The 12,244-nt window shown below is 59.3% G+C and carries 9 protein-coding genes and 1 pseudogene; 8 read left to right on the top strand and 2 right to left on the bottom strand.

What is annotated here, in order from left to right; translation table 11 throughout:
* The first annotated feature begins 148 nt into the window (after window positions 1–148).
* Window positions 149–1,213, top strand: a complete 1,065-nt coding sequence (locus tag DOU54_RS03360) for a porin (protein WP_113730638.1) — start codon at window positions 149–151, stop codon at window positions 1,211–1,213.
* Window positions 1,214–1,402: 189 nt separating this feature from the next.
* On the opposite strand, the gene DOU54_RS03365 is transcribed toward DOU54_RS03360, so the two are convergent.
* Window positions 1,403–2,938, bottom strand: a complete 1,536-nt coding sequence (locus DOU54_RS03365; protein WP_113730640.1) for an amidohydrolase family protein — start codon at window positions 2,936–2,938, stop codon at window positions 1,403–1,405.
* A 160-nt stretch (window positions 2,939–3,098) separates the two neighbouring features.
* Here DOU54_RS03365 and DOU54_RS03370 point away from each other — a divergent pair.
* The 7 genes and pseudogenes from DOU54_RS03370 to DOU54_RS03400 all read left to right on the top strand — a co-directional run bounded on the left by DOU54_RS03370 (window position 3,099) and on the right by DOU54_RS03400 (window position 11,515).
* Window positions 3,099–4,652: pseudogene (locus tag DOU54_RS03370) on the top strand (ABC transporter substrate-binding protein).
* 241 nt (window positions 4,653–4,893) lie between these two features.
* On the top strand, window positions 4,894–5,862 hold the full coding sequence (locus DOU54_RS03375; RefSeq protein ID WP_004444583.1) for an ABC transporter permease: 969 nt from the start codon (window positions 4,894–4,896) through the stop codon (window positions 5,860–5,862).
* A gap of 18 nt (window positions 5,863–5,880) precedes the next feature.
* Window positions 5,881–6,828, top strand: a complete 948-nt coding sequence (locus DOU54_RS03380; protein WP_113730642.1) for an ABC transporter permease — start codon at window positions 5,881–5,883, stop codon at window positions 6,826–6,828.
* A 5-nt stretch (window positions 6,829–6,833) separates the two neighbouring features.
* On the top strand, window positions 6,834–8,027 hold the full coding sequence (locus DOU54_RS03385; RefSeq protein WP_113730644.1) for an amidohydrolase family protein: 1,194 nt from the start codon (window positions 6,834–6,836) through the stop codon (window positions 8,025–8,027).
* Window positions 8,027–9,520: an amidohydrolase family protein gene (locus DOU54_RS03390; RefSeq protein WP_113730646.1), complete on the top strand. Its 1,494-nt coding sequence runs from the start codon at window positions 8,027–8,029 to the stop codon at window positions 9,518–9,520. The genes DOU54_RS03385 and DOU54_RS03390 overlap by 1 nt, the downstream gene beginning before the upstream one ends.
* Window positions 9,513–10,496: an ABC transporter ATP-binding protein gene (locus DOU54_RS03395; protein ID WP_112552810.1), complete on the top strand. Its 984-nt coding sequence runs from the start codon at window positions 9,513–9,515 to the stop codon at window positions 10,494–10,496. The genes DOU54_RS03390 and DOU54_RS03395 overlap by 8 nt, the downstream gene beginning before the upstream one ends.
* Window positions 10,493–11,515: an ABC transporter ATP-binding protein gene (locus tag DOU54_RS03400; protein WP_113730648.1), complete on the top strand. Its 1,023-nt coding sequence runs from the start codon at window positions 10,493–10,495 to the stop codon at window positions 11,513–11,515. The genes DOU54_RS03395 and DOU54_RS03400 overlap by 4 nt, the downstream gene beginning before the upstream one ends.
* A gap of 8 nt (window positions 11,516–11,523) precedes the next feature.
* Here DOU54_RS03400 and DOU54_RS03405 read toward each other — a convergent pair whose 3' ends face one another.
* Window positions 11,524–12,201: a GntR family transcriptional regulator gene (locus DOU54_RS03405; RefSeq protein ID WP_113730650.1), complete on the bottom strand. Its 678-nt coding sequence runs from the start codon at window positions 12,199–12,201 to the stop codon at window positions 11,524–11,526.
* Window positions 12,202–12,244: the final 43 nt, after the last annotated feature.

Here is a 12,244-nt window from a genome sequence, read left to right on the forward strand (position 1 = left end):
CGTGTTGTATTTTAAATCCTGAGATTTGAATTGCGACTCCCCCGCGATTTCTGTCATTTGCTGATCAGCGCAGGGAAGCGGGCGGCAGGGAAAAGACCAGCCCACAAATTTGCGCATTCGTTGAAAAATTTTTGACTGGAGATTACAAATGAACATCAAGAGCCTTTTGATCGGCTCCGCTGCGGCTCTCGCAGCAGTATCCGGCGCACAGGCCGCTGACGCCATCGTCGCCGCCGAGCCCGAGCCCATGGAATATGTTCGCGTCTGCGATGCTTTCGGCACCGGCTTCTTTTACATCCCCGGCACCGAAACCTGCCTGAAGTTCGACGGTTACGTTCGTTTCCAGACGGACTTCGGTCGCAACCAGTCCGGTACATCTGACTGGGACTCTTTCACCCGCGCCCAGTTCAACATTGACACCCGCACCGACACCGAACTCGGTGCCCTGCGTGGCTACACCGGTCTGCGCGGTCAGGCCGACAACGATACTGACCGCAACTTCGTTCTTGATCAGGCTTTCATCGAACTCAGCGGCCTGAAAGTCGGTTTCTACTACAACTGGTGGGACGACGGTCTCTCCGGTGAGTATGACCAGCTCAGCTCCAACCGCACCCGTCTGAACGCTATCCGTTACACCTACGACGCCGGCTCATTCTACGTCGGTGCCGCTGTTGAAGAGCTCGAAGGTTCGCGTAAGGGCACTTCCGAACTCGGCGTTACGAAGGGCGGCAAGTTCCAGACCAACACGAACGATGTTGGCATCAGCGCCATCATCGGCGCAAAGATCGGCGGCGTTAAGGCCAACCTGCTTGGCGGTTACGACACGAACCAGGAAAACGGTGCAATCCGTGCAATCATCACTGCTGACATCGGTCCCGGCACGCTCGGCATCTCCGGTGCTTGGGCTTCCGGCGCCAACTACTACTACGAAGAGTCCGAGTGGACTGTTGCTGCTGAATACGCCATCAAGGCAACTGACAAGCTGACCATCACCCCCGGCTTCCAGTATTTCGGCACGATCGACATCGGCGCTAACAACGACTTCGTTGGCAGCCGCGATGCATGGCGCGCTGGTGTTGCTGCCGGTTACAAGGTCACCTCTGGTCTCTCCACCAAGGTTGCTGTCACCTATCAGGACGTCGATGGCAAAAAGGGCGTAAACGGTGGTGGCGACAGCTGGACCGGTTTCGTTCGTCTCGAGCGTTCGTTCTAACAGAGCCTGACAAAAAGCATAACCGGGTTAGACAACTCAGATCCACCCCGTTTCTTGAACGGGTGAGTGCTAGCTCCAGTCAAAGTTCCTGACATGATGCCAGGTTTGCTCCCCGGTCCTCTCCTGGCCGGGGAGTCTTTGTCGTGATCTTGGCAAGAAGTGCCAGGGGACCTTGCTGACCCCAGTCGATTAGTGATCCCGCGTCGATTGGTGATCCTGAACAGGCCCTTGGTCGGCGGCGCGGTATCTCGCATCCGCCGGCGGACGGGGAGGGAGCACGGGTTCGTCGAACGTGCGCAACAGGCGGCCCCAGCCCGGATCGTGCATGTGTGCTTTCAGACCCGCCCGTTCTGCCAGTGCCATGGCTTCCTGTTGGCCGAAGGAAATGGCGGCGTCTACATCTGATGTCAGTACCCGGCCATTTTCCATCAGCAATTTACCGTCCACGAAGACGGTATCGACATCGCTGCCAAGAACCTGATGGACCAGACGGTGGACCGGCATCCACATGGGCATGAGATGCGGCCTGCGGATGTCTATGATGACGACGTCAGCCTTCTTGCCGATCTCGAGCGAACCGATCTCGTCCTCCATGCCGATAGCGTGGGCGGCATCGATCGTGATCATCTCAAATATCTTGCCCGGCGGAAGCAGGTAGCGGTCGTGATTGTGCAGGAGATGCTGCGTAAATTGCGCGAGGCGCGCCGTCTGCAACATGTCGAAATGGCGGCTTGGAGCTGCGCCATCGGTGGTGATGGCGACACGAATCCCTTTTGACATCATCTCCATGATGGGAGTTGCGCGGCCCGGCGGCGCATGGGTCACGCGTGTGCCGGTCTCGGCCAGTATATCTATTTCGTCGTGGGAGATACCCCAGCAATGCTGAAGGTGAATGTCAGGGCCAAGCAGGGCGTTTTCCTTGTCCTGAAACGCCATGCGGATTTGCCCGGCAAAGGCGTCGGAATGAAGCCTGACACCGGTCTTGCGCGCCATCTCGCGTATCCGGCGGGCCTGCATTCTGTCACCCTCTGTCAGTTTCACTGCCTGGTCCGGCGTAGATGCATTGGAGGGTTCGACCGACGGTGCGATGGTGAAAGGTGTCAGGAAAACGCTGATGCGGCCATCGGCGCTGCCGTGCAATGCTTCGATCACCGCTTCGCTGCCATCCATCATCTCGTCGAAGCTAACGTCGCGACGTTCCGGTAGACCGCTCTCCCACCGTGTGACCGGATGAGGCCATGGGAGGCCTGACGGCCCAACGCAGATGATTTCGCGAAGGCCGAGTTCGCTATAGGCGCGGGCGTGGTTGATGGCGAAGACGGGGTCATCCGCGCGTGGCATCGAAGTGATGATGCTGGCCCCGGTCGTCACCCCGGCGCGCAGCCGTTCAATGCCGGAAATCAGCCCGTCGGCATACCAGTAGTCGCGGGTGACGTAGTGATAATAGGTCGGGGTGATGATTTTCATCCACATCGCATTGGTGTCCGCTGCAATGCTGCGAAGAAGGGCGTGGCCCGCGTGGCCATGGGCATCGATCAGGCCAGGAATGAGAAGCTTTCCCCTGCAGTCGATAACCGCCTTATCACTGTGGCGGTGGTCAAGTTCATCCACAGTGCCGATGTCGACAATCCTGTCGCCTTCTATCGCCAGTGCCCCGTTCTCAATAATACGCCGCTCCTTGTCGACCGTAACGATCGTTCCGTGCCGCAGCAGAAAGCCTGTCATATTCTCTCCTCCCTCGCTTAAACTCGTATTCAAAAACTTGCGATTTTGAGTACGATAATTGTCAACAATATTATTGACAATAAGCCTCAGCGAAACAATACTCCTTCTGCCTGACCGGACCCATGCCGGTTTCCAACGATCAATAAAAAGGGGGGATCAAATGTCCCGTATCAGAAGTTTTGTCCTGGCGGCCATGGCTGCTGCCGCCATTGCCGTTCCCGCCAGCGCGGAGACCCTTCGCTGGGGCGGTCGCGCCGATCTCTATTCGCTCGATCCCGTCCACATCCAACCTCGCTTTTCTCAATCATATCTACGAGGGTCTCGTCCGCTACGGACCGGACTTCCAGATCGAGCCGGCACTCGCCACCGAGTGGAAGCTGATTGATGGAAAGACCTGGCGCTTTACCCTTCGCAAGGGCGTGAAATTTCATGACGGTGCAGACTTCACCGCCGATGATGTCGTCGCATCCTTCACGCGCGCGTCGGACGCAACGTCGCCGCTGCGGGGCAATATCCCGATTTACGCTGGCGTCAAAAAAGTTGACGACTACACGGTGGACCTCGATGTCAACGCACCGACTTCTCTCTTTCTGAACGACATAACCAATATCTTCATTTTGACGCCAAGTGGTTGAAAGATAACAATAGCGAGAAGCCTACCGACTTCGCGTCGAAGGTCGATGGCTACACCACCATGCACACCAATGGCACAGGCCCGTTCAAGCTCGAAAGCCGCGTTCCCGACAGCAAGACTGTTCTCGTTGCCAATGAAGGCTGGTGGGACCAGAAGAAGCACAATCTCGACCGCATCGAATTCGTGCCGATCGCATCTGCGGCAACACGCGTCGCGGCACTGCTGTCAGGTGAAATCGACCTGATCGACTCCGCCCCGATCCAGGATTTGCCGCGCCTGGAATCCTCGCCCAATATCACGGTCAAGAAGCGCACCGAGCTTCGCACGCTTTTCATTGGCTTCAACCGCCGCGAAAAACTGGAAAACGGTCAGCCGAACCCCTTAAATGATCTGCGCGTTCGTCAGGCCTTCGAAGCCTCCATCGATCGTGACCTGATCAACAAAAAAGTCATGCGTGGTCTTGCAAGACCGTCCGGCTCGCTGATCGCACCTGAGATCGCTGGTTATGCCAAATCGCTGGACACGTTCGAGCCGGCCGATCCGGCCAAGGCGCAGAAGCTGCTTGCCGATGCGGGCATGAAGAACCTTGCCTTCACCTATACGTGCATGAATGACGAGAGCGTCAACGAAGAGGATATCTGCTCGGGCGTTGCCAACATGTTGAAGCGTGGCGGTTTCCAGCCGACCATCGATATTGCGCCACGTTCCGTGCAATCGCCCAAGCGCAATGGCGGCAAGGCTGACGTCTTCAACCTCAGCTGGGCAAACGAACCGACCCTCGACGCCTTCTCAATGCTGTCGCAGATCCTCTCGACCCGCAAGGGCGCGATGGGCGTCTCCAACTATGGCGGCTGGTCCAATCCCGAGATCGACAAGCTTGTTGCGCAGGCGGCGCAGGAGCAGGACAATACGAAGCGTCTGGCGCTCGAAGAAGCTGCCCTGAAAATCGCCAAGGACGAGACCATGCTCGTTCCGCTGCATCAGCAGCCGATTGCGTGGGCTATGCTGGCCAAGGTCAAAAGCGTCGACTTCCGCGCTGACAACAAGCCACGCCATTGGCTGACCCAGCTCGACAAATAAGACGGACAGCAAGCGAGGCGCCGGTCACTGGACCGAGCGCCTTGACTGTTTCAGCAGATATTCGAGTGCGCGCCAGTTCGTTTGACTGGATGTGAAGCCGAACGAAGCTGCGTCAAAATTGTCGACAAAGTTGCATCGTGTTCGTGGTTCTTGCAGCCCGCGCAACCTTTGCCCCATCTCTGGAAGAGAATGATCGAACCTGAAAGCCTACGCGGCTCAGGCTCGCGTCCGAGAGGTAACAATGCTGGTATTCATCATCAAGCGTTTGGGAAATGCCGTGCTGGTCATGCTTTCCGTTGCGCTTATCGCCTTTCTCATCTTTCGGCTGGCGGGTGATCCCGTCGAGCTGATGGTCGGCGAACAGACGTCGCAGGAGGATCGTGCAGCCCTGCGTGAGAGGCTCGGCCTCAATGACAGCCTGCCGACCCAATATCTGCGGTTCGTCAAAGACGCGGCGGAGGGCAATTTCGGCGTTTCCTACCGCAACGGCCAGCAGGTGCTGCCGCTGATCGCGGAAAGGTTCCCCGCAACGCTGGAGCTGGTGCTGGTTGCCACCGTGATCTCTCTGGTCGTCGGCCTGCCTCTGGGTGTTCTGACGGCGATCCGGCGCGGGAAGTGGTACACGGAAGGTCTGCAGTTCCTGTCGATCGTCGGGGTTTCCCTGCCAAGCTTCGTTGTCGGCATTCTTCTCATTCTTGTCTTTTCCGTTTCCCTCGGCTGGGCACCGGCCTTCGGCCGTGGCGATGTCGTTCAGCTCGGGTGGTGGTCAACCGGGCTTTTGACCTCGTCCGGGCGTGCTGCGCTCATTCTTCCGGCTATCGCGCTTTCGCTTTATCAGATCACCCTCGTCATGCGTCTGGTGCGGGCTGAAATGCTTGAAGTTCTGCGGTCCGATTTCGTGAAGTTCGCACGGGCACGTGGCATTCCGCGCTGGCGGATCTACTTCCGTCATGCGCTGCGCAACTGTCTGATGCCGGTGGTGACACTGACGACAATGAATGTGGGTTCCCTCATCGCCTTCGCGCTCATCACGGAAACGGTGTTTCAGTGGCCGGGCATGGGCATGCTGTTCATTCAGGCGGTCACCTTCCTCGATATCCCCGTCATGGCGGCCTATCTCTGCATCATCTCCTTCATCTTCGTTGTCCTCAACACGTTCGTCGATATCGCCTATGCGGTCATCGATCCGCGTCTGCGCACCGCGCGCTGACCGAAGGGAGCCAGTTTCATGACAGACCTTTCGCAAACGGAAAAACCCGCCCGTCGGTCACTTTTCAGCCGCATGCGCGATAGCGATCTCTACTGGTCGTTCAGCCGCAGTAAATCGGCCAAGATCAGCGCGCTCATCCTGACAATCCTCATCCTCGCAGCTGTCTTCGCGCCGTGGATTGCGCCCCAGAATCCCTATGACGGTGCATCGCTGGACATGTGGAAGGCCGAGCTGCCGCCGATCTGGCAGGAGGGCGGCGAATGGCCGTTTCTGCTTGGAACGGATACGCAGGGACGCGACATGCTCTCCGCCATTCTTTACGGCACACGCATCTCCATCGTCATCGGTGTCGCCTCCGTGCTGCTTTCGCTCGTCATCGGCATGACGGCAGGTCTGGTGGCGGGGTACTTCGGCGGTTTTGCCGATGGCCTCCTGATGCGCATCGGTGACATCACGCTCTCGATCCCGACCATTCTGGTTGCCATCCTCGTATCGACAGTCGTGCGGCAAATGCTGCCCGACAATCTGCGCGAGGTCGGCGCATCCGCCGTGCTCATTCTCGCCATCGCGCTCTCCGCCTGGGTGCAATATGCGCGAACGGTCCGTGCACAGGCGATTGTGGAAACCGGCAAGGACTATGTTCAGGCCGCTAAGCTGATCGGCGTGCCCGCCCGCCGCATCATAGCGGCGCATATCCTGCCCAATACGTTAACGCCGATCATGGTTGCCGCCACGCTGAATTTCGGCATGGCGATCCTGACGGAAGCGACGCTGTCCTTCCTTGGCATTGGCATGCCACCAAGCCAGCCGTCGCTCGGCACGCTGATCCGTATCGGCAACCAGTTTCTGTTCTCCGGCTCCTGGTGGATCGTGCTGTTCCCTGTCTTCCAACTCTGCCTGCTCGTCGTCACCGTCAACCTTCTGGGTGACTGGCTGCGCGATGCGCTCAATCCGAAACTGAGGTGAACTCCATGCACGATCTTCTTCTGCGCAACGTACGGCCCATGGCGGGCGAAGCCTGCGATATTTTGATCAGGAACGGCAAGATTTCAGGTTTCGGAACATTTGACGCCGAACCCGGCATGCCGGTTGAGGATGGCAAGGGAGCAATTGCCGTTCCCGGTCTTATCGATGCCCATACGCATCTGGACAAGACGACGTGGGGCATGCCCTGGCACGTCAACAACCGTGCTGCCATCCTGCGCGAGCGGATCGATTTCGAGCGGGAAAACCGCGTTCAGATCGGCATCGATCCGTATCGCCAGTCCATGCGCCATGCCATCGGCCTTGCGGCCAATGGCGGCACCCATATTCGCAGCCATGTCGATATCGACCCCACCCATGGCCTGAAACTGGTAGAGGGCATATGGGAAACCCGTGAGAAGCTTAATGGCATCATCGACATCGAGGTCGTCGCCTTCCCGCAATCCGGCGTCATGGTCATGCCCGGCACGGTGGAGCTTCTCGATGAGGCGTTGAAGCAAGGCTGCGAGGTGCTCGGCGGCATCGATCCCTGCGGAATTGACCGCGATCCGAAGGGCCAGCTGGACATTCTTTTTCAACTGGCGACAAAACACGGCGTGCCGATCGATATTCATCTGCACGAAGCCGCCGACCTCGGCGCCTTCACGATGGAGCTCATCTTCGAGCGCATCCGGGCAAACGGCATGCAGGGCAACGTCGCCATCAGCCACGCCTTTGCCCTTGGCATGAACGACTATCTGCACGTCGGCAGGCTGATCGACGAGATTGCGCGGCTTGATGTCGCCATCCTGACAACCGGTGCGCCATCGGCAAGCGTGCCGTCGATCATGCGCCTCAAGGAGGCGGGTGTGCGCGTTGGCGGCGGCTGTGATGGCATCCGCGACACATGGGGTCCGTGGGGACAGCCGGACATGCTGGATCGCCCCAAGATCATCGGTATGAAAAACGGTCTGCGCTCGGATATCGAACTTGCGCATGTGCTCCATGTCGTTTCCAAGGGTGGCGCCGATGTCATGGGTCTTGAGGATTACGGCATGGAGATCGGCTGTGCTGCCGACTTCACGCTGCTGACCGGCGAAACGCTGGCGCAAGCCGTTATCGATATCGCGCCTCGGCCGCTGGTCGTCAAAGGCGGCCGGGTTACGGCGAGAGATGGCAAAGCCATTGTGGAGGCGCCGTGATGAGCGACGTTCTCAATGCGTTGCAACTTGGCGAAAGGCCGCAAGGGCGGACGTTGCTCACAGCCAGCTGGGTTGTCGGGCACAAGGACGGATCGCACCGCCTTCTGAAAAACGGCGAGGTTGTCTTCAAAGACGGCGAAATCGTCTTTGTCGGGCATCGGTTTCCGGGAGAGGTCGCCCGGCGTATTGATTTCGGCAATGCGCTCGTCAGCCCCGGCCTGATCGATCTCGATGCGCTTTCCGATCTCGATACGACGATCCTCGGCATTGATCATCATCCGGGCTGGGCGAAGGGTCGTGTCTGGCCGCGCTCCTATGTCGAGGCTGGTCCCTACGAAATGTATTCCCCGGAAGAGCTTGCCTTCCAGAAGCGTTTCGCCTTCGGGCAGTTGCTCCTCAATGGCATCACCACGGCAGCCCCCATCGCATCGCTGTTTTATCGCGAATGGGGGGAGACCGTGGCGGAATTCGAGGCGGCCGCCGATGCCGCCGGGGAACTTGGTTTGCGCGTTTATCTCAGCCCCGCCTTCCGTTCAGGCGGCATGGTGCTGGAAGAACCGGGCCGCATGGTGCCTGTTTTTGATGAGGAGCGCGGTTTTCAGGGCCTCGCCGACGCAATCGCCTTCATCGAAAAGCAGAGTGGAAGGCACGGCGATCTGGTGCGCGGCATGCTGGCGCCGGACCGCGTGGAAACCTCCACCCTGGCGCTCATTGAGCGCACCGACGCAGCGGCCCGCGAACTCGGCTGCAAGTTCCGTCTCCATATGGCGCAGGGCGTCATGGAGGTCGATACGGTTCGCAAGCTCCACGGTTCGACCGCGCCAGTCTGGCTCGCCAAGGCCGGGCTGCTCAGCGAAAGGCTGATCGCCCCGCACGCCACCAATGCGACGGAAGAAGATCTGGCGCTTTATGCGGAAAACGGCGTCTCCATCGTCCACTGTCCGCTGGTTTCGAGCCGTGGCGGCAGCACGCTCTCATCCTTCTCCTCCTGCCGCAAACGCGGCATCAATATCGCGATGGGAACGGATACGGCCCCGGCGGACATGCTGATGAATTTGCTCGTAGGGCTGATCACCTGCCGCATCAATGACGGTGCTCCGGACCAGATCCGCTGTGCCGATCTCTTCGATGCGGCCACACTTGGCGGCGCGCGGGCTCTTGGACGATCTGACCTTGGCCATCTTTCCCCGGGCGCAAGGGCAGACATTGCTGTCTTCGATCTCGACGATACCGTCATGGCGCCGAGCATCGATCCGATCACCACGCTGGTGACCGGTGGTTCGGGCAAGGTCACGCGGGCCGTTTTTGTCGACGGCCGTCTTTCCATGCGTGAAAGGCAGGTTGCCCGTATCGACATGCGGCGTGCCCGTGAACAGGCGCAGGCGCAGTTCGATCGCCTGATTGCAAAATATCCCGAACGGAGCTGGGCAAATCCGCCCGTCTCCGAAATCTTCCCTCCGAGCTATCCGGTGGAGGTCGCCCAGCATGGTTGACATGAACCAATCGGTTATCGATGTCCGCAATCTCAAGGTCGAGTTTCCCGGCCGTCGAGGCACCGTTACTGCGCTTTCCGATATCAGCCTTTCGATCCGGCCCGGTGAAATCCTGGGTGTTGTCGGTGAATCCGGTGCCGGCAAATCCATGACGGGCCTTGCCATACAGGGCCTGCTCGAGAAACCCGGCCACATTGCCGATGGCGAAATATGGCTAGGGTCGCGCCGTATCGATCAACTGGATGACCGGGCGATGGAAAGCATTCGCGGTCGTGAGATCGGCGCGATCTTTCAGGACCCGCTAACCTCGCTCAATCCACTCTTTACGGTCGGTGCGCAGCTTGTCGAGACGATCCGCCAGCACCTGCCGCTGTCGAAAGCGGATGCACGCGCACGGGCCGTTCAACTGTTGAAGGATGTCGGTATTCCATCACCTGCGGATCGTGTCGATCATTATCCGCACCAATTTTCTGGCGGCATGCGCCAGCGTGTCGTCATTGCGCTGGCGCTCGCCGCCTCTCCGAAACTCATCATTGCCGATGAGCCGACGACGGCGCTCGATGTCTCGATCCAGGCGCAGATCATCTCCCTGCTGCGGCGGCTGTGCAAGGAAAAGCAGACGGCGGTCATGCTCGTCACCCACGACATGGGCGTCATTGCCGAGGCTGCCGACCGTGTGGCGGTGCTTTATGCCGGCCGGCTGATCGAGGTGGGCCCGGTCGAGCAGGTGCTGCACGAACCGCGCCACCCCTATACGCAGGGCCTGATGGCCTCCATCCCGTCACTTGGCGCACGGGTGGAGCGGCTGAACCAGATCGACGGCGCAATGCCGCGTCTCGACGCGATCCCGCCCGGATGCGCGTTTAATCCACGCTGTGGACTCGCCGGGCCACGCTGTCGGCGGGAAAGGCCTGAACTCGAAACCGTCGGCAACGGCGCCAGTGCGTGCTGGCTGAATGCAGGAGGCACAGCATGACACAATCCGCATCTCAAAAGGCAGCATTGAGCAAGCCGGCCTTGACGGTGAAGGGCCTGACGAAAACCTTCGACGTTTCGGCCCCGCTGCTCAATCGCATCATCGAGCGCAAACCACGGCAGTTCGTGCAGGCCGTCAACGATATCGATTTTTCCGTTCCGGCCGGCGGCTGTCTCAGTATCGTCGGTGAAAGCGGTTGTGGCAAATCTACTGTTGCCCGCCTGGTAACGGGACTTTTTCGGCCAAGTGCCGGCGAGTTTCGTTTCGCGGCAGGCGGCAAGGGTAAACCGCTGTCGGCACAGATGATCTTTCAGGATCCCTATGCCTCGCTCAATCCGCGCTGGCGGGTGAAGAACATCATCGCCGAACCGATCCGCGAATTGAAGCTGCGCGCGACCAAGGCTGAAACGATGGAGCGGGTGGAGGAGCTTCTCAAAACCGTGGGTCTTTCAGCCTCTGACGGCGAAAAGTTTCCGCATGAATTTTCCGGCGGTCAACGCCAGCGCATCTCCATTGCCCGTGCATTGGCAAGCGAACCGGAATTCCTCGTCTGCGATGAGCCGACATCGGCGCTCGACGTTTCGGTGCAGGCGCAGGTGCTGAACCTCATGCGCCGCCTGCAGGATGAACTCGGCCTCACCTATCTCTTCATCAGCCACGACATGAGCGTTGTTCGTCACATGTCAGACCGTATCGCGGTGATGTATCTCGGCCGGATTGTGGAGGAGGGGGATACGGAAGAGCTTTTCGCCAATCCGCGCCATCCCTATACACGGCTGCTTCTCCAAACGATCCCCAATATCAAGGCGCCGCAGCGGGACCGGGAGATTGTTGCCGGTGAAGTGCCAAGCCCTCTGAAGCCGCCTTCGGGTTGCGCGTTTCACCCGCGTTGTCCGCTCGCAACGGCGCAATGTTCGGCAGAAGTGCCTAAGGTGAAGAGCCTTGCCAACGGCACGCGGGTTGCCTGTCATCTGGTCGAAGATGACACGCAATGGGCAGGCGAGCGACAGCGCGCCTGAGCGGGGGATCAGCCGAGCGCGGCGCGCAGGTCGTGGGAAAGGTCGCGGATTTCGCTGAGATCGAGCTCCGCTTCCACATGCTCGAGGTGGTGGGTCATCAGGTGGATGGCCCGCGACGGATCATTGTTGGCGATCGCATCGACGATTTCTGCATGTTCGTCCGGGCCGCAGTTGAAGCGATCCGTGTTACGGTAAACGGCTGTTATCAGCGACGAGCGGGAAATGAGGTCGCGCATGGTGGTAAAGAGGAAATCAGAACCGAGCGTTTCCGCAAGCAGAAGGTGGAACCCGCCGGAAAGCTTGATGATGTCGGTCGTGACGTTTTTGGCATTGGCCACGCGCTCTTTGGCCACGTGGTCGCGTAGCTTTTTGAGATCGGTCTTGGTGGCGGATTTGCAAAGTCTTTCGACAACGCATTGCTCGACGATACGGCGCACGAAGAAGACGTCGCGGGCTTCCTCGACCGACGGTTTGGAGACGAAAGCACCGCGATTGGGAACGATGGTCACCAGTCCGTCACGTTCGAGAACGGACAAGGCCTGGCGGATTCTGGCACGGCTGACTCCAAAGATTGTCGCTAGTTGCTCTTCTTTCAGCTGCACCCCCGGACGCAGCCGGCGTTCGGCGATCGAAAGCCATACTTTCTCGACAATCTGCTGCGTGGACGGGCCGGCCTGCTCGCTCATTCGACATACTCCCCAATCGTCCTAGAGAAGCGTGATGTGAATG

The organism is Agrobacterium sp. MS2, assembly GCF_003261015.1.
Taxonomy (GTDB): domain Bacteria; phylum Pseudomonadota; class Alphaproteobacteria; order Rhizobiales; family Rhizobiaceae; genus Agrobacterium; species Agrobacterium pusense.

Coding starts and splice junctions, on each gene's coding strand:
- DOU54_RS03360 (WP_113730638.1), top strand. CDS start 149: ATGAACATCAAGAGCCTTTTGATCGGCTCCGCTGCGGCTCTCGCAGCA.
- DOU54_RS03365 (WP_113730640.1), bottom strand. CDS start 2,938: ATGACAGGCTTTCTGCTGCGGCACGGAACGATCGTTACGGTCGACAAG.
- DOU54_RS03375 (WP_004444583.1), top strand. CDS start 4,894: ATGCTGGTATTCATCATCAAGCGTTTGGGAAATGCCGTGCTGGTCATG.
- DOU54_RS03380 (WP_113730642.1), top strand. CDS start 5,881: ATGACAGACCTTTCGCAAACGGAAAAACCCGCCCGTCGGTCACTTTTC.
- DOU54_RS03385 (WP_113730644.1), top strand. CDS start 6,834: ATGCACGATCTTCTTCTGCGCAACGTACGGCCCATGGCGGGCGAAGCC.
- DOU54_RS03390 (WP_113730646.1), top strand. CDS start 8,027: ATGAGCGACGTTCTCAATGCGTTGCAACTTGGCGAAAGGCCGCAAGGG.
- DOU54_RS03395 (WP_112552810.1), top strand. CDS start 9,513: ATGGTTGACATGAACCAATCGGTTATCGATGTCCGCAATCTCAAGGTC.
- DOU54_RS03400 (WP_113730648.1), top strand. CDS start 10,493: ATGACACAATCCGCATCTCAAAAGGCAGCATTGAGCAAGCCGGCCTTG.
- DOU54_RS03405 (WP_113730650.1), bottom strand. CDS start 12,201: ATGAGCGAGCAGGCCGGCCCGTCCACGCAGCAGATTGTCGAGAAAGTA.